The sequence below is a fragment of the Stenotrophomonas maltophilia genome, from assembly GCF_003970865.1.
Taxonomy (GTDB): Bacteria; Pseudomonadota; Gammaproteobacteria; order Xanthomonadales; family Xanthomonadaceae; genus Stenotrophomonas; species Stenotrophomonas maltophilia_AR.
The window spans coordinates 1-16,318 of record NZ_RXLZ01000022.1; the positions used below are offsets into that span (position 1 = coordinate 1).

Consider the following 16,318-nt stretch of genomic DNA (forward strand, 5'->3'; position numbering starts at 1 on the left):
CTTGTCAAGTAGCTTGTGGTGACCATGTGTAATCTTCCGTGTCGGTGAGGGAGTGCTAGTGCTGCGTGTTCTTTATTATTAGAATGCCGGCGCCGCCCACATCACGACAGCGTAAGTTGGTCGGCCGCGTCAGTTTGGTATAAGAGCCAGCCACACAGCCGCTCACGTCTCCAGCGGCACCGTCGGCACCACGTTCGGGAACACTTCCTCCAGCGGCTCCCGTTCCCCCGGCTTCGGTGCCGGCCAGTTGTAGGCGTTCACCGGCTGCGCGCGGTTCACCCATAACGCGTAATACAGATGGTCGGCGCGGCCATCACCGGTGTTGGGGTGGATCAGGATGGTCAGGCCCAGGCTGTTGAGCTGCAGCCAGGGCACCAGCACAGGCAGCAGGTCGTTGGTGAAGCCGAAATAGAACGACGGGGTGACGTGCGGTCCGCGTGGCTCCAGGTTCCAGTTGCCCAGCTCCACCGGGAAGCGCTCGGCGGCCCAGCGCCGCAGCAGCGCGGCCTTTTCGAAGTTGTCCTCGTCGAAGTAGATGTGCGCGTGATAGCTCTTGATGGCGGTGTAGGCGCGCGGGGTGGTGGGGAGCGTGGCCTCACCCGGGCGCACGCTGGCCGGGCGCGGGGTCGGTTCGCTGGCGGTGGCCTGGCCCCAGGGGCTGCGGCCCTCGGGCGCCGGCGGAACGATGGCGCGGAAGCCGGGGCGGCCAGGCTCGGTGGTGTTCACCACGCCGTCGCTGCGGGGTGCTGCGGTGGCGGTCGAGGCACTGGCCAGGCCGCCGGCGGCCAGACCCGCCGAAGCGATCAGGCGGCGCCGTGCGGGCGAGAGCAGGTCGGCCCAGTGGGCGTCATCATCGCCGGCGTCGGTGAGGGTCTGCGGGTCCGGGTGCATGAAGGGCTCCGTGGCGGCATTGTGTGGGCAGGCAAGCACGCTCGGACACCCGCATCCACAGCGTCCAATAAGCAGGGGGCATCACCTCATGCAGGTTCGCTCCGTCGTCGTTGAGCGTGGCCTCTGGGCGGGCTAGGGTGCAGGTCTGCCGCCCCCGGAGCCCGCCATGACCTCGCTCGATGCCGACACCCCGCGCATGCGCGCGGCATTCCGCCAGCTGCATGCGCAAGGTTGCTTCGTGCTGCCCAATCCGTGGGACGTGGGCAGTGCGCGCTACCTGCAGCGGCAGGGCTTCCTGGCGTTGGCCACGACCAGTGCCGGCTGTGCCTGGAGCGAGGGCCGGCCGGACGGCGCGGTATCGCTGCCGGCCACGCTGGCGCATCTGCGCCTGATGACGGCGGCGACCCCGTTGCCGTTGAATGCCGACTTCGGTGATGGCTTCGGCGCCACGCCGCAGGCGGTGGAGGAGGCGGTGGCTGCGGCGATCGACACCGGCATCGCGGCGTTGTCGATCGAGGATGCCAGCGGCGTCGCCGATGCACCGCTGCGTCCGGTCGACCAGGCGGTCGAGCGCCTGCGCGCTGCCCGTGCAGCCATCGACCGCGCGGGCGGCGACGTGCTGCTGGTCGGGCGTGCGGAGAACTTCTTCGTCGGCGTGCCGGATCTGCAGGACACGCTGCAGCGCCTGCGTGCCTACGCAGAGGCTGGTGCCGATGTGCTGTATGCACCTGGCATCAGCACGCGCGAGCAGATCAGCGCGGTGGTTGCCGCTGCAGGGGCGAAGCCGGTGAACCTGCTGGTTGGTGGACCAACACCGCTGAGCCTGCAGGACATTGCTGCACTCGGCGTACGCCGGATCAGCCTGGGCGGCGCACTGGCCCGTGCCGCGTGGGGCGGGCTGATGCAGGCTACACAGCCGATCGTGCAGGACGGACGCTTCGATGGCCTGCAGCAGGCGGCGTCGGGCGCGGCGTTGAACGCCTTGTTCCGGTGACGGAAACCCCGGCACTGGCCCTGGCCAGCAGACGGCAGTAGATCCACGCCATGCGTGGATGGATGCGCCTGCGATTACAGCGCTTCCATCCCACCCTTGGGCAGCGTTACGCCAGGCTCCAGCGCCGGCAGCAGTTGACGCAGCAGCGCGGGGTTGTCCAGCAGCGCGGCACCGTCAATGAAACTCCATTGGGTTGTGCCGACGCGGCGCACGGCGAGCATGAACGAGGTGCTGCGCATCGGCGCCTCGCGTACGCGCAGCAGCGACTGGCGGGGCACGAAGCAGACTTCTTCATCACCGGCTGCATAGGTGTGGCCCGGCACGCCGGCCTCGTCGCTGATGATGGTGACCCCGGCCTTGCGCAGTTCTTTCAGGGTGTCGCGGGTCATCCGCGCATAGGCCTCATCGCCCCCGGCCAGGCGCTTCAGGCTGGGATGGGTGCGGGCGATGATCAGCTCGGCATCGCCGCGGGCGAATGCGCCCATCATCGCCTGCACGTCCTGGCGCAGGGCCGCCGACTCGTCGGCGCTGAGTACGCCGGCCAGCGCCGCCGGGGCCATCGCGGCCAGCAGCAGGAGCAACAGGGGAACAAGCAGGTATCGGCGCATAGGCGGGTGTCTCACAGGGCAGCGCCGCACTATACGGTGGACGCGAAAACAGCGTCCCATCGATGGCGCTGGTATCCCGGGAATCACTACTTACTATTGGTAGGTATTGATTTCTGGAGATCCCCCATGCACAGCCTCATTGTCATCGCCCACCCTGAACCCGGTTCGCTGACCCATGCGATGGCGCATCGCATCGGCGATGCCATCACTGCCGCCGACGCCCGCAACACCGTGGCCTACGCCGATCTGATGGCCGAAGGTTTCGATCCGCGCTTCAACGCCCAGGATCAGGCCTTGTTCCGCAGCACTGGCGCGGTACCGGCCGACATCGCCGCCGAGCACGCACGGCTGGAGGCCACCGATACGCTGGTGCTGGTGTTCCCGTTGTACTGGTGGTCGTTCCCGGCACTGCTGAAGGGCTGGATCGACCGTGTCTTCACCAACGAATGGGCCTACGCACAGGATGCGCAGGGCAAGCTGGTGAAGAAGCTGCAGCGCCTGAACGTGCATCTGGTGGGGCTGGGCGGTGCCGATGCAGCGATGGTCGAACGACGCGGCTACGACGCGGCGATGAAGACGCAGATCGACATGGGCATCTTCGACTACTGTGGCGCACGCGTGCTGACGTCCGACCTGCTGCTGGATGCCGATACCGGTGCGGCCGGAACGCATCTGCAGACCGCGCTGGCGATCGGCCGTAAAATAGGCACTCCGATGCGCTGATCGCCGTGTTCCGCCGATGCCTGCCAACGCCGCTCCCACGCGCCGCCGATTGACCCGTGAGCAACGCGCCCGCCAGTTGCTGGATGTGGCCTGGGCGCTGGTTGGCGAAGAAGGCACCGACGCGTTGACGCTGGGACGGCTGGCCGAGGCGGCGGGCGTGACCAAGCCGGTGGCCTACGATCACTTCGTGACCCGTAACGGCCTGCTGGCCGCGCTCTACGATGACTATGACGGGCGCCAGACGGTGGTTTTCCACGAGCGTATCGGCCGCGCCCGGGCGCAGCTGGCCGACCGTGCGGCGGCCATCGCCTCCGGCTACATCGACTGCATCCTCAGCCAGGGTACTGAAGTGCAGGGCATCCTCGCCGCGCTGGTGGGGGCGCCGGAACTGCACGAAGTGCGGCGGCGCTATCAGCAGGATTTCATCGACAACTGCGACGCCTGGCTGGGCCCGTTCGCCATCGATGGCTCGGTGCCGTTGGCGGGACGCTGGGCGATCCTTGGTGCGGCTGAAACCCTGTCCGAGGGGGTGGCCGCCGGCGCGCTGGACAAGACCAACGCCGAGGCCGAGCTGCAGCGGCTGATCATGGCGACGGTAAAGCGTCGCTGAGCCGCTTCGGGAGTCAGGCCCCGGCAGTACTGCTGGCCAGCGTGGCGAATCCTGCCGCCAGCTGATCGCGTACCAGTGCGTCGCGCGCGTCGCGGCTTTCAGAACCCAATACCACGGTGATCAGGCGTATCGGCTCGTCCCGCCCGCGTACCGCCCGGCATGCGGTGGCGGCCAGGCAGAAGCCTGCGGCCCGGGTGTAGCCGGTCTTCAATCCATCCACGCCGTCATCGCCAAGCAGGGCATTCTGGTTGTTGCGGCTGAAGCTGCCGTGCGCGAACGCGCGCTGCGCGGTGACCGCCAGGATCTGTGGATGATCGTTCAACAGGCAGGCGGCCAGCACCGCCATGTCGCGCGCGCTGGACGCATGGTGCGGCGTGGTGATGCCGGAGACGCTGGCGAACCAGGTGCTGCGCAGGCCGAGCTGGCGTGCGTGCCGGTTCATGCGCTCCAGGAACGCAGGCTGCGATCCGTCCAGGTGGCGCGCGACCGCCAGCGCCGCGTCATTGCCGGAGACGATCATCAACCCTTCCAGCAGGCGCGCGAGCGTGACCGTTTCGCCGGGCACCAGGCCCATGCGCGTTTCATCGTCGGCGACCGCATGCACGTCGTCGGCGGCGATGGTGACTTCGTCGCCCCACGAGCGTCCACGCTCCTCGACACATTCGTAAGCGGCGTAGGCGGTCATCAGCTTGGTCAGCGAGGCCGGTTGCCTGGCGATGTCCGCGTTGTGCTGGTGAATCACCGCGAAGGTTGCCGCATCGAGGGTGATGGACGACAGCGGTGCACGCGCAGGAGCAGGAGACGGCATGGAAACGATGATGGCAGTGGGGACCCTGGAGGTTAGTGTGCGGCGGCTGCACGAAGCTGAAATATTGCAACGATATAACGTATCGTCATTATGGGCCGCCGATGGCCCGACAGGACATCCGATGACTGCACGTATTCCACGCCGCTGGCTTCATTCTTCGCTGCTGCTCGCGCTGGCCGCACTTGGCGGCTGCCAGCCCAACCTGCGCGCCGAGGCTGTTTCCACCGTCGAAGCCGGTCCGCTCAATGTGATCGTGATGATCAACGACGGTGCCGGCTGGGGTACCTGGGACGCCGCTGCCTACTGGCAGTACGGTAGCCGCGAAGGTGCACCCTATGCGGATTTCCCGCTGCGCCTGGCGGTGACCACCTTCCCGTTGAACGCGAGCAGCCAGCCGACCCGCGACAACGCGCAGACGCTTGGCTACGACCCGGGCAAGGCCTGGGATGACACGCCGGTTCCTGCGCAGGACCTGCCGTTTGCCGGCTACCAGTACCTGGCCGCGGTGGCTACCGACAGTGCGGCGGCGGGCACCGCGTTGTCCTCGGGCATCAAGACCTACAACAACGCCATCAACTACAACAACGATGGCCAGCCGGTCGAGTTCAATACGCTGCGCGCCAAGCGCCTGGGCATGGCCACCGGCGTGGTGACTTCGGTACCGTTCGCGCATGCCACACCCGCCGCATTCGCGGCGCAGAACGAATCGCGCAACAGTTATCACGCCATTGCGCACCAGATGCTGGCGCAGGGCCACATGGACCTGGTGATGGGCACCGGAGGCCCGGGCTACAGCGTCGACGGCCGCGCCTGCAACGAAGGCACGGACGCCGCCAAGGCAGAGGGCTGCGCGAATCCATGGGAGTGGGTGTCGCAGCAGGATTGGCAGCAGCTGGAAGCGGGCAGCACCATCGGCGGCAATCCGGCGGGACCGTGGCGCCTGATCCGCAGCAAGGAAGCGTTCGCCGCGCTGGCGCAGGGACGGTTGCCAGCCGACCGGCCGCTGATCGGTGTACCGCGCGTGGCCAACACACTGCAGCAGGCGCGCCACCTGCAGGTGCTGGGCAAGGATGCAGCCACGCCTTCGGGAGTGAGGAAGATCGACAGTGTGCCCGATCTGGCGACCATGACCCGCGGCGCGCTGCAGTTCCTGCAGCAGCGCTCGTCCAAGGGGCTGTTCCTGATGGTGGAAGGCGGCGCCACCGACTGGGCGGCGCATACCAGTGCCTGCGGCACCGAATGGCATTACGGCCAGTGCAGCGATCAGCCGCAGTATGGCCGGTTGATCGAAGAGACCGTGGAGTTCAATGACGCGGTGACGGCGGTGGTCGACTGGATCGAGCGCAACGGTGGCTGGGAGCGCAACCTGTTGATCGTCACCACCGACCACGACAACAGCATGCCGATGGGCCCGGATGCACAGAACGTTGCCTTCGCGCCGGTGCGCAACAACGGCCGTGGACGCATGCCGGGGATGAGCTTCCGTCCCACCGGCAACCATTCCAACGCGCTGGTACCGCTGTGGGCCAAGGGCGCCGGCGCGGAGCTGCTGGGCAAGCGCGTGCGGGGCGTTGATGCCGGCTACCGTCAGCACGTGCGCTGGAACGACGGCAGTTACATCGACAACACCGACGTGGCTGCAGCGGTGCAGGAAGCGCTGCAGCGTTAGGGGCGCGCCGGCCGTTGACCGGCAGTTGTGGGATGCCCGGCCGGCGAGGTTGCCGGCCAGCGGCCGGCACTACCGGGGGTGCTGCTGGGCGGCGGCGCCGGGGACGGGCTGGCCAGTTGGCGAGCCAGCTCGGCGCTGGCCACGTGGCCCTGCAGGAACAACAAGCCGCCGAAGATGTTCATGAGCGTGCCTCCACTTGAGTGGATTGCACGATACGGGCAGCATGGACGGGCAAAAAGCGATATTTCCGCAAGCGTGCCTTGAGAGGAATTCAAGCCTGATGTCCCGCCCACCGCTCCATGCCCTGCAAGGCTTCGTGGCCGCCGCCCGGCTCGGCAACCTGTCGCGCGCGGCGGCGTCGATGAACCTGACCGTCAGCGCGCTCAGCCATCAGATGCGGCAGCTGGAAGAACGGCTCGGGCAGCCGCTGCTGATCCGCCAGCCGCGTGGTGTCACCCTCACCCTTGAGGGGCAGCGCCTGCTCGACCAGGTGGGGCCGCACCTGGATGCGATCAACGAAGCCTTCCAGCCCTATGCCGCACGCGCCGAGCACGTGCTGACGATCAGCGCGGTGCCGTCGATGGCGTCGGCGTGGCTGGTGCCGCGCCTGGGGCACTTCGTGGCTGAGCACCCACAGATCGAGATCAACCTGCAGTCGAGCGAACGCCTGATTGATTTCGAGCGTCAGCGCCAGTTCGACGCCGCGCTGCGGCTGGGCAGCGGGCAATGGCCGGGCCTGGTCGTGGAACCGCTGTTCGACGAGTGGCTGGTGCCGATGGCGAGCCCGGCACTGATCGAACGCATGGGAGGCGTCGACCGTGTGCCGTTGGCCCGGTGGCCGCTGCTGGGTGATCCGGACGGGGCATGGGGCGCCTGGTTCGCGTTGAGCGGGCAGAGCCCACCGTCGCGCTTCGTGGCGGTGCTGGATGATTCGGAGGCGCACCATCGCGCGGCTCTGGATGGCGTGGGCGTGGCCCTCGGCCGGGTGACGCGGGCGCGGCTGCTGCTGGATTCCGGCCAGCTGGTCGCACTGTCCAGCCAGCGCTTGAAGACCGACTGGCCGCATTGGCTGGTGTACCCGCAGCGCTCGGCCCACCATCGTGGCTTCCTCGCGTTCCGCGACTGGCTGCATGCGCAGGCCGCCGAGCACGTGCGGCACATGGCAGACGCACATCTGTAGCGTTGAGCCAAGCCCGACCATCGCATCTGTAGAGTCGCGCCATGCTCGACTGCTCCTGCGAATGGCCAGTCGAGCATGGCTCGACTCTACAGTCACTGCACCAGCGTGACCGCCTGCCCGGCACGCGCGAAGGCTTCGCCCAGCAACGGGCCGGCCTTGATCGCTTCCACTTCCTCGAACAACGCCCGCAATGCATCGGCCGGGCGTGAGGCCGGTGCCGCCACCGCCTGCTGGATCGCGGTGAAACGGTCGGCCAGCACGCGGTGGCCGGGATGCGTCTGCGCCCATGCGTCCAGCGGCTGGCGTACACCGGCCGCGGCATCCAGACGCTGCTGATCGAACAGGGTGATGGCCGCCGCCGAGGTCTCTGCCCGCTCGATCGTGGCGTGGCGCAGCTCACGGCTCAGGAACAGGTCATAGGCCGCGCCACGCCCCACCGCGATGCGCAGCCCCTCGCGGTCGAGGTCGGCCACCTGCTGCGCAGGGCTGTTCTCGCGTACCAGATAGGTGCCTTCGATCTCCACATACGGGGCACTGAAGGCGATGCGGTCGGCGCGTGCCGGATCGATGGCCAGGAAGGCCAGATCCCAGCCGTCTTCGCCTGCTGCGGCGACCACCGAGGCTGCGGCCTCGTGGCATGTGAAGCGTGCCTGCACCCCCATCCGTTGCGCCAATGCGGTAGCCAGTTCCAGTGAGGGGCCGCGCGGTGAGCGCGCATCGCCCTGTGCCAGCACCGGGTTGCCCAGGTTGATCGCCACGCGCAGGAAACCGTGCGGTGCCAGCGTACTTCGATGGTCGGCCAAGGACATGCAGGACTCCACGGGGCAGGGGAGGCCCAGCATGCCAACAACGGTGTCCGCGTGGCGTGGAGTCAGCCGCGCGCGGCAAAGGTGCCGTGGAAGCCCAGTGGCACCGCATACGGCAGCCAGGCCTGTGCCAGCGGGCCGTCATCCACATGGCGCGCATCCAGCACGGCCAGGCCGCTGCGCTTGTTCACCGGATCGAGCAGGGTGCCGATCAACCAGCCGTCATCGGCGTTGCGGCTGCCCGGACGCGGCACGAACACATGCTCTTCGGCCATGATGTCCGGCCCGTAGTTCCACAGCTGGCGGCGCCCGTGCGCGATGTCGAACGCGGCCACGGCGTTGAAGTACGGCGCAGTGGCCGTGCCGTCGATGGTCGGCGCATACAGCCGTGCGCCACGTGTGTTCGTCGAGCGCGGGTCGAACAATGGGAACTCCACCGCGCTGATGCCCAAGGTCTCCCAGCGGGCCTGTCCACGACGCAGGTCCAGATGCAGCTCGACCAGGCTGGCGCCACTGTTGGCCGCATGTGCGCCGTCACCGGCCATCGCTTCCTTCATCGGCGAGCGTGCTTCGTTGATGTCGTCATGGCGTACTGCGCGCAGCACGATGCCGCCATCGCGGGTGAACGCGTCGCCGAAGTGGTAGATCGCCGCGAATGGAGCCTCGAACCATTGCGCCTTGTCCGGCGCATCCTTGGCGACCACCGCGATGCGCACAGGACGCTGCGGTGCGAACTGCATGCGCTCGAAGAAGCTGCCACCTGTGCCGGTGAAATCGAACGGCATCATCACGAACACCAGGTGCTGGTCGGTCATCGCGAAGGCATGCAGGTAGCCATGCTCGGGTGTTTCGATCACATTGGCGCTGCGCAGCTGGCCGTCCGCACCAATGTGCCAGACCAGCAGGCCATGGCCCCCCATCAGGCTGATCGAGCCGAAGTTCCAGAGGCTGCCGTCGCGGTCGCGCAGCGGGTGCGCCGAGAACGGCAGCGCCGCCAGGTCCGGACGCCAGGTGACCGGGCCAAGCGTCTGCAGCGAATCGGGGTCCACTTCGAACGCCGAACCGGATTCGCACAGGGCGAACAGGCGGCCATTGATCATCGTCACCGAGGTGTTGGCCACGTTGGCATCATCGTTGTTGCGTACCGCCAGCGCACCGGGAACGCTGGTGCCGGCAGCCGGATACTGGAAGCGGCCGGCCTTCTGTTCACGGGTGAATTTCGGCGTGGCGACCATGCGCCCGTGATGGGTCAGGCTGCCATCACCATTGAAGCGCCAGCCATGCACCATGCCGTCGCCATCGAACCAGTGGTCGTAGCGGAAGCCATCGCGCTCGGTCCACGCCGGGCCGTTGCGGTACAGCGTACCGGCCAGGCCTGACGGCAGCTTTCCGTGCAACTGCACGGTGGCCGGGCCGAGGCTTTCGCTGCCGACGCTGCGCCAGCCGAGCAGCCATGGGTGTTCCTGCATGCCCTGCGCGAACCGCGCCGGGTCGCCGGCGAAGGCGGGAGCGCTGCGCAGCGCGGTGGCGCCCAGAGCCAGGCAGGCACTGCTGCTGAGCAGGGTACGAAGGAAGCGGCGACGGTCCATGGTGGCCTCGGGTCTGGATGCGGAATCAGCGCAGGGTGATGTCGATGGCGGTGCCAGCGGCCGGCACGTCGACGCGCGCCTCGTCGAAGGTCGGCTTGCGCATCACCTGCGGGTTGTTGCTGAAGCCGTAGCCTTCCACCGGCATGCCGACCAGGTTGGTGTCGAGCTTGCCGTTGTCGTTCTCGTCGTGGGTGAGCAGCACGGCATAGCTGCCGGCCGGCACGCCCTTGAACGTGAAGTGGGCGCTGTCGCCGCTGGGCGCCGCCTGCTGGGCCTGCACGGGCCTGGCCTTGCCGTCCCAGGCGGCAGCGCTGTCGACCAGCGCAACGCGCAGGGTGCCGGTCTGCACGCGGACGTCGTGCACGGTCACGGCCAGGTCGGCGGCGTGGGCACTGCCGGCCAGGGCCAGGGCAGTCAGGGCAGTGCTGAGCAGGGCGGTACGGATCATGGCAGTGGCTCCGGAAGTGTGTGTGGCGGTGTGGAGCCAGTCTGCGTGGGGCGCTGCACTGGGTTCAGGGCCAGTGGTCATCGATTCGACGTGCCAGAAGTCACTTTCTGCGCCGGACCCATTGCCGCCGGCGTGCGCGGCGGTCAGCATCTGGCCATGCCCAGCCTGTTCCGCCATCTGTTGCGTCCCCTCAGCCTTGCCGGCCTGGTCACCGTGCTGGCGGTGGGCCTGTCGTTCGCTGTACAGCGCAGCGGTGCCGGGCTGAGCCTGCTGCTGCTTGCCGCGTTCCTGCTGCTGTTCGTGGTGCACGGCTGGGCGTCGGTGCCATCCCGCGTGCGCGCCGTCGCGGCGGTGTTGCAGGCGTTGCTGGCGGTAGTGCTGGTTGCGCTGCAGCCGCGTACTGGAACCGCTCCGGTGCTGCTGGTGGTGCTGGTCGCACAGCTGGCCGAGCACTGGCCGCCGCGCTTCGTGCTGGGCGTTGCGCTGCTGGCCAACCTGGCGGTGTATGCCGCGCTGCGCCACAGCGGCTTCAGCCAGCCGCTGCTGGTGGTGCTGCTCTATGGCGGCTTCCAGGCCTTCGCCGCGTTGACTGCACACTATGCCCGCAGCACGGCGCTGGCCCGCGATGACCTGGCCCGGGTCAACGCCGACCTGCTGGCCACCCGCGCGCTGCTGGCCGACAGCGCACGCGATGCCGAGCGCCTGCGCCTGGCGCGCGAACTGCACGATGTGGCCGGGCACAAGCTCACCGCGATGCGGCTCAATCTGCGCGCCCTGGCCGCTGACCCTGCGCTGGCCGGTCGCGAAGGGCTGGTGCTGGCGGAACAGTTGTCCGGCGAGTTGCTGGCCGACATCCGCCAGGTGGTGCAATCGATGCGCGATGATCGCGGCCTCGATCTGGCCACCGCACTGCATGCGCTGGCCGCACCCTTCCCACGACCGAAGCTGCAGCTGCAGATCGGCGACGGGGTGCGCGTGGCAGACCCGTTGATGGCCGAGACCGTGCTGCGGCTGGTGCAGGAAGCCCTGACCAACGCCGCCCGCCACGGCAATGCAGACACCGTGTGGCTGATGATCAGTGAAGAGGATTCCCAGTTGCGTATCGATATCCGCGATGACGGCCAGCGCGCCGAACGCATCCGCGAGGGCAATGGCATCGCCGGCATGCGCGAGCGTCTGGCGGCCGTACAGGGGCGGTTGGAGCTGGCGCGAACCGCGCAGGGCGGCATGCATCTGACCGCGCGGTTGCCGGCATGAGTGCCGCCAAGATCCGGGTGGCGCTGGCCGATGACCAGGCGCTGGTCCGCGCCGGCCTGCGCGCGCTGCTGCAGGGCCTGGGCGTGGACGTGGTGCTGGAGGCCGAGGAGGGCCAGACGCTGCTGGACGCGTTGGCCGCCCAGCGCGTGGATGTGGTGCTCAGTGACATCCGCATGCCCGGGATGGACGGCATCGAGGCAGTGCGCCAGCTGCGCGCGCGCGGCGATGCCACGCCGTGGCTGCTGCTGACCACCTTTGATGAAAGTGATCTGCTGCTGCGTGCCAGCGAGGCCGGCGCACAGGGCTTCCTGCTCAAGGATGCGGCACCCGCAGACCTGCGCGAAGCGATCGAGCGCGTCGCCGCTGGTGAGACCCTGCTGCTGCCGGTCAGTACCGAGCCGGTGCGCGCCCGTTACCGCTTCCACGACGAAGCACCGCCCACCGATACCTTCGGGGAACGCGAAGTGGCGATCCTGCGCCTGTTGGCTGGGGGATACAGCAACAAGGAGATCGCACGCAGCCTGTTCCTGGCCGAAGGCACGGTGAAGAACTACGTGTCCGCCATACTCGACAAGCTGGGCACCCGCGATCGCACCCGTGCGGTGCTCAAGGCGATTACCCTGCGCATCATCTGAGTGGACCGAGCAAGGAGTGCCAGTGAACCCGATCCTGCATGTGGAAATCCCGGCCAGTGACCTGGACCGTGCCATCACGTTCTACCAGCGGTGGCTGCAGGTCGCGGTGGACGAACCTATCGTGCTGCACGACTGCCGGATGGCCTACCTGCCGTTCTCCGATGAGGCCGCCGGTGCCAGCATTGCGCTGGTGCACGGCGCGGACTACCGGCCCTCCGAGCAGGGTGCGCGCATCTACATCGGCGTCGATGACCTGGATGCGAGCCTGGAGCGTGCACTGCAGGCCGGAGCTGAGCTACGCTTCGGACCCGCCGATGCGGGTGACTGGCGTGTGGCCGAGATCCGCGACAGCGAAGGCAACCGGATTGCGTTGCAGGCGCGCGCGTCCATGTAGCGTCGAGCCATGCTCGACTGCTTCTGGGGCGCTGGGAACGCGCCAGTCGAGCATGGCTCGACTCTACAAAAGCACCCGTCGGGCAGGGCTCGACGCTACACGTGGGTCGCGGCGCGCGAGCGCTGCAGCCAGTCATTGATGGCCGGGTCCAGTCGCGGGTCGTCCGGCAGCTGCATGCCGAAGCGCTGCTGCAGCACGTCACGCACATCACCCACATCATGCAGCGGGCGCTTGTCCGGTGCCTGGCCAGGGCGGTACTCGGTGTAGTTGCCGCTGCCGATGGTACGGCGCCAGTCCGGCCCGGTCAGCGATGCGCGCAGCTGGCCGGGGAAACTGGAATCGGGATGGGTGCATACGTACCAGTTGCCCACCACGTTGTCGATCGGTGCCGGCGCCTGCAGGTCGAACCGATACATCGCCCGCCAGCCATCGTTGGATTCGGCCGACAGCACGAAATCACCCTCGTCGGGCAGGCGCTGCAGCAGATAGCGTTCGTGCGGCGTGACCTGCGGCTGCGGATCATGCAGCCGCAGGGGCACGGTCGGGGTCAGGCTGCCGAAACCGGCATCCACCAGCCAGTCATCGCCATCCACCTGCACGCGTAGCAGCAGGTGGGTACGCGCGGTCAGTTCGCCGTCCTGGGCGGCCAGCAGTACGCGCGCGCTCAATGGCTGCGCGTCGAAGTCCAATGCCTGCAGCAGCGCCAGCAACCCGCCATTGAGTTCGAAGCAGTAACCACCGCGGCGGTCGTCCAGCAGCTTGCGCTGCACGCTGTCCAGGTCGATCGGCACCGCATCGCGCAGCAGGCAGCTGAGGGTCTCGAAGGGCAGCAGTGCGTTGTGGCGCTGCTGCAGCAGGGTCAGGCCGGCCAGGGTCCGCGGTGGCGGCGCATCCAGCTGCAGCCGCTGCAGGTAGCGGGGGACATCGAGCGTCGTCATGGAGGCACCGGGCGGGGGAGGGATGTCCACTGTGCTCCCCCAACCGGGGTTGAGGTCAAGCGCGGCGGCGGTGTCATGCCCCCGTCGCCTGCACCCGGTACAAAGGCCGCGTCCACCAGCGATGGAGGGACGCAGACGAAGAAAGCGCTAAAGTTGTCCTGAATAAGGCCGATACAGGTGCGTCCTTCCGCCTGGAGTCTGTCATGTCGGCCGTTGTCCCCCACCTCCGGTCCCTGCGCACGCGCCTTGCTGCGTTGCACTCGGCGTCTCCCGGGCTGCTGCGCTGGCTGCAGCCTCATCGGCTCAGCGTGGCCAACAAGCTCAAGGCCACACTGTGGATCTGCGGCCTGGGCCTGGTGGCGATCGCTGCTGTCTACGCCTGGACTGGCCATGCCAACGCACTGGCTGCGCGCAGCCAGGCCAGCTACCAGCGCGGCAGCGATCTGGCTGCCAGCCTGTCCACGCGGGTGGCCGAAGCGCGTCGCCTGCAGACCCAGTATGCACGCAGTTTCGATGATGCCGACCGCGCGCAGCTGTTGGCCACGCAGAAGGCGTTGCAGACCGATCTGCAGGCGCTGCGCGCGACGCCGATGGATGCTGGCCGGCGCAAGGCTCTGCAGGCACTGACCGAAGCTGCCGACGCGTTCTCACAGGGTGTGGCCGCCCTGTTCGAACGTGTCGACGAGATGGGCCGTGGTGATGCCGGCCTCGCTGCGCAGTTGCAGCAGGCCGCCGACACGCTGCAGGCGCAGGTGGATGTGCAGCAGCGGCCCGCGCTGGCGTTGTCCCTGCAGAAGATGCGAAGGCAGGAGGCACTGCTGCTGCTCGACGGTGATTCCACCCACGCCGACCGTGCCAGCGAGGAGAAGCTGCCGTTTGATCTCGCGCTGGCGGGCCTGCCTGCGGATGTGCAGGACACCCTGCGCACCGGGATGGAGGCGTATCAGGCTGCATTGCTGGGGTATACCGCTGCCCGCGTCGGCCTGGATGTGGAAGCGCAGTCGCTGCTGGATACTGCCGCGGGCGTAGCGCCGGCGCTGGCCGCATTCCAGCAGGCACAGGTGGCGGCGCTGGCCAAGGCGCAGGCGCGGCAACAGGCCGGCGCGCGTACGATGAGCGTGCTGTTCGCACTGACCCTGCTGCTGGTGGCCGGCGTGCTGATCACCAGCCTGGTGCTGGTGCTGCGTGCGGTGCGCCAGCCGATCCAGGACACCCTGCGTTTCGCCAGCGACATCGCCGACGACCGCCTTGACACCACTCTGCGCGTCTACAACGCCAACGATGAGATCGGCCAGCTGGCCCAGCGCCTGGTCGACATGCAGCAGCGCTTGCGCGCGCGCATCGAGACCGAGCGTGCCGTGGCCCGCGGCAACACCCGCGTGCGCCAGGCATTGGACAGCGCACAGGCTGGCTTGATGGTGATCGATGCCGAAGGCCTGGTGGCGTACGCCAATCCGGCGCTGCTGCAGCAACTGGAATGCCAGGGCGACGAGCTGGTGGGCAGCGATGCGGTGCGCCTGCATCCGGCGCTGGCCAGCCTGGCCGGCGTGCGACATCGCGAAGAACGCGAGATCGGCCATGGCGGCGTGCGCTATCAGCTGATCGCCAATCCCATCGTCGACGAAGGGCATTTTCTCGGCGTGGCGGTGGAATGGCGCAGCCGCGCGCTGGAAACCCTGCTGGAAACCGAAGTGGCAGCACTGGTCGACGCCGCCGCACATGGCGACCTGCACGGCCGCATCGCGCTGGAGGGAAAGCAGGGTTTTGTGCGTACGTTGTCGACCAGCATCAATCGCCTGTTGACCACCTTCGAGACCAACCTTGGCGATCTGCAGGCACTTCTGGCGGCGCTGGCCCGTGGTGACCTCAGCGTGCGCATGGAAGGTGAGCTGCAGGGCGTGTTCGCACGCATGCGCGACGATGCCAACGCCACCGTCGCGCAACTGGGCCGCATCGTCACCCGCATCCAGCAGGCGACGTCCAGCCTCGACACGGGTGTCGGTGAGATCGTTGCCGGTCACCATGATCTGTCGCAGCGTACCGAACAGCAGGCGGCCAACCTGGAAGAGACGGCAGCGTCGATGCACGAGCTGACCGACACTGTTGGCCGCAATGCCGATGCCGCGGGCCGTGCCGACATGCTGGTCAAGGGCGCGGCGGCAGTGGCGCAGCGCGGTGGCGAGGCCGTTGGCCAGGTGGTTGCGACCATGCATGGCATCAGCGAGGCCTCGCGGCGGATCGGCGACATCACCCAGCTGATCGATGGCATCGCCTTCCAGACCAACATCCTCGCGCTGAATGCTGCGGTGGAAGCGGCGCGCGCGGGTGAGCAGGGTCGCAGCTTCGCTGTGGTAGCCGCGGAAGTGCGCCTGCTGGCACAACGCAGCGCGGAGGCGGCCAAGCAGATCAAGGGCCTGATCGAGGATTCGGTGGCGCGTGTGGGCCAGGGCAACCAGCAGGCCGAACAGGCCGGCACCACGATGGGCGAGATTGTCGGCAGCGTGCAGCAGCTTGCGGATCTGCTGGCCGGTATCCGCAGCGCATCGCAGGACCAGCATGCCGGCATCGCCCAGGTGAACCAGACCATCGTGCAGATGGAAGCCAGTACCCAGCGCAACGCCAGCCTGGTGGAAGAGGCTGGTGCTTCTACGGCGCAGATGCAGGCGCAGGTGCATGCCCTGGCCGAAGCGGTGGGCGCGTTCCACCTGCAGTCGATGACACAGGCGCACGCTGCAGCCTGATCCTGCTCCGGTAGTGCCGGCCGCTGG

17 protein-coding genes are annotated in these 16,318 nt (G+C 68.0%); 9 read left to right on the forward strand and 8 right to left on the reverse strand.

Annotated features, from left to right (window positions below):
• Nucleotides 1-162 precede the first annotated feature (162 nt).
• Entirely contained in the window at nucleotides 163-891 is a 729-nt protein-coding gene (locus EKL94_RS09185; protein ID WP_126928848.1) for a DOPA 4,5-dioxygenase family protein, read from the reverse strand.
• A 166-nt stretch (nucleotides 892-1,057) separates the two neighbouring features.
• Here EKL94_RS09185 and EKL94_RS09190 point away from each other — a divergent pair, with 166 nt between their 5' ends.
• Entirely contained in the window at nucleotides 1,058-1,885 is an 828-nt protein-coding gene (locus EKL94_RS09190) for an isocitrate lyase/PEP mutase family protein (RefSeq protein ID WP_126928849.1), read from the forward strand.
• A gap of 74 nt (nucleotides 1,886-1,959) precedes the next feature.
• Here the strand turns inward: EKL94_RS09190 and EKL94_RS09195 are convergent, their stop codons facing one another.
• Nucleotides 1,960-2,493 (reverse strand): hypothetical protein, encoded by a 534-nt coding sequence (locus EKL94_RS09195; RefSeq protein WP_126928850.1) that lies wholly within the window; start codon nucleotides 2,491-2,493, stop codon nucleotides 1,960-1,962.
• 126 nt (nucleotides 2,494-2,619) lie between these two features.
• On the opposite strand from EKL94_RS09195, the gene EKL94_RS09200 reads away from it, so the two are divergent.
• Together EKL94_RS09200 and EKL94_RS09205 are read left to right on the forward strand one after the other, a co-directional pair.
• Nucleotides 2,620-3,216, forward strand: a complete 597-nt coding sequence (locus tag EKL94_RS09200) for an NAD(P)H-dependent oxidoreductase (RefSeq protein WP_099605076.1) — start codon at nucleotides 2,620-2,622, stop codon at nucleotides 3,214-3,216.
• Nucleotides 3,217-3,232: 16 nt separating this feature from the next.
• Nucleotides 3,233-3,826, forward strand: coding sequence for a TetR/AcrR family transcriptional regulator (locus EKL94_RS09205; protein WP_126928851.1), 594 nt, complete (start codon nucleotides 3,233-3,235; stop codon nucleotides 3,824-3,826).
• 13 nt (nucleotides 3,827-3,839) lie between these two features.
• On the opposite strand, the gene EKL94_RS09210 is transcribed toward EKL94_RS09205, so the two are convergent.
• On the reverse strand, nucleotides 3,840-4,634 hold the full coding sequence (locus EKL94_RS09210; protein ID WP_126928852.1) for a D-alanyl-D-alanine carboxypeptidase family protein: 795 nt from the start codon (nucleotides 4,632-4,634) through the stop codon (nucleotides 3,840-3,842).
• A gap of 121 nt (nucleotides 4,635-4,755) precedes the next feature.
• Here EKL94_RS09210 and EKL94_RS09215 point away from each other — a divergent pair, with 121 nt between their 5' ends.
• On the forward strand, nucleotides 4,756-6,303 hold the full coding sequence (locus EKL94_RS09215; RefSeq protein ID WP_126928853.1) for an alkaline phosphatase: 1,548 nt from the start codon (nucleotides 4,756-4,758) through the stop codon (nucleotides 6,301-6,303).
• On the opposite strand, the gene EKL94_RS09220 is transcribed toward EKL94_RS09215, so the two are convergent.
• Nucleotides 6,300-6,485 (reverse strand): hypothetical protein, encoded by a 186-nt coding sequence (locus EKL94_RS09220; RefSeq protein ID WP_126928854.1) that lies wholly within the window; start codon nucleotides 6,483-6,485, stop codon nucleotides 6,300-6,302. The two genes, EKL94_RS09215 and EKL94_RS09220, sit on opposite strands and share 4 nt — an antisense overlap.
• A gap of 98 nt (nucleotides 6,486-6,583) precedes the next feature.
• Between EKL94_RS09220 and EKL94_RS09225 the strand changes: the two genes are divergently transcribed.
• On the forward strand, nucleotides 6,584-7,483 hold the full coding sequence (locus tag EKL94_RS09225) for a LysR substrate-binding domain-containing protein (RefSeq protein WP_126928855.1): 900 nt from the start codon (nucleotides 6,584-6,586) through the stop codon (nucleotides 7,481-7,483).
• Nucleotides 7,484-7,575: 92 nt separating this feature from the next.
• Here the strand turns inward: EKL94_RS09225 and EKL94_RS09230 are convergent, their stop codons facing one another.
• The 3 genes from EKL94_RS09230 to EKL94_RS09240 form a co-directional block, all read right to left on the reverse strand.
• On the reverse strand, nucleotides 7,576-8,292 hold the full coding sequence (locus tag EKL94_RS09230; protein WP_126928856.1) for an ABC transporter substrate-binding protein: 717 nt from the start codon (nucleotides 8,290-8,292) through the stop codon (nucleotides 7,576-7,578).
• A gap of 62 nt (nucleotides 8,293-8,354) precedes the next feature.
• Nucleotides 8,355-9,878 carry a carotenoid oxygenase family protein gene (locus tag EKL94_RS09235; RefSeq protein WP_126928857.1) on the reverse strand — a complete coding sequence of 508 codons (1,524 nt, stop codon included), beginning with the start codon at nucleotides 9,876-9,878 and terminating at the stop codon, nucleotides 8,355-8,357.
• A gap of 25 nt (nucleotides 9,879-9,903) precedes the next feature.
• On the reverse strand, nucleotides 9,904-10,326 hold the full coding sequence (locus EKL94_RS09240) for a DUF2141 domain-containing protein (protein ID WP_012481398.1): 423 nt from the start codon (nucleotides 10,324-10,326) through the stop codon (nucleotides 9,904-9,906).
• Nucleotides 10,327-10,482: 156 nt separating this feature from the next.
• Here EKL94_RS09240 and EKL94_RS09245 point away from each other — a divergent pair, with 156 nt between their 5' ends.
• The 3 genes from EKL94_RS09245 to EKL94_RS09255 are packed head-to-tail and all read left to right on the forward strand — an operon-like array spanning nucleotide 10,483 to nucleotide 12,612.
• On the forward strand, nucleotides 10,483-11,583 hold the full coding sequence (locus tag EKL94_RS09245; protein ID WP_126928858.1) for a sensor histidine kinase: 1,101 nt from the start codon (nucleotides 10,483-10,485) through the stop codon (nucleotides 11,581-11,583).
• Nucleotides 11,580-12,218, forward strand: coding sequence for a response regulator transcription factor (locus tag EKL94_RS09250; protein WP_126928859.1), 639 nt, complete (start codon nucleotides 11,580-11,582; stop codon nucleotides 12,216-12,218). The genes EKL94_RS09245 and EKL94_RS09250 overlap by 4 nt, the downstream gene beginning before the upstream one ends.
• 22 nt (nucleotides 12,219-12,240) lie before the next feature.
• Nucleotides 12,241-12,612, forward strand: a complete 372-nt coding sequence (locus EKL94_RS09255; protein ID WP_126928860.1) for a VOC family protein — start codon at nucleotides 12,241-12,243, stop codon at nucleotides 12,610-12,612.
• A 95-nt stretch (nucleotides 12,613-12,707) separates the two neighbouring features.
• On the opposite strand, the gene EKL94_RS09260 is transcribed toward EKL94_RS09255, so the two are convergent.
• Nucleotides 12,708-13,550 carry an arylamine N-acetyltransferase family protein gene (locus EKL94_RS09260; protein ID WP_126928861.1) on the reverse strand — a complete coding sequence of 281 codons (843 nt, stop codon included), beginning with the start codon at nucleotides 13,548-13,550 and terminating at the stop codon, nucleotides 12,708-12,710.
• Nucleotides 13,551-13,753: 203 nt separating this feature from the next.
• Here EKL94_RS09260 and EKL94_RS09265 point away from each other — a divergent pair, with 203 nt between their 5' ends.
• Nucleotides 13,754-16,291 (forward strand): methyl-accepting chemotaxis protein, encoded by a 2,538-nt coding sequence (locus EKL94_RS09265; RefSeq protein WP_126928862.1) that lies wholly within the window; start codon nucleotides 13,754-13,756, stop codon nucleotides 16,289-16,291.
• The last annotated feature ends 27 nt before the right edge of the window (nucleotides 16,292-16,318 follow it).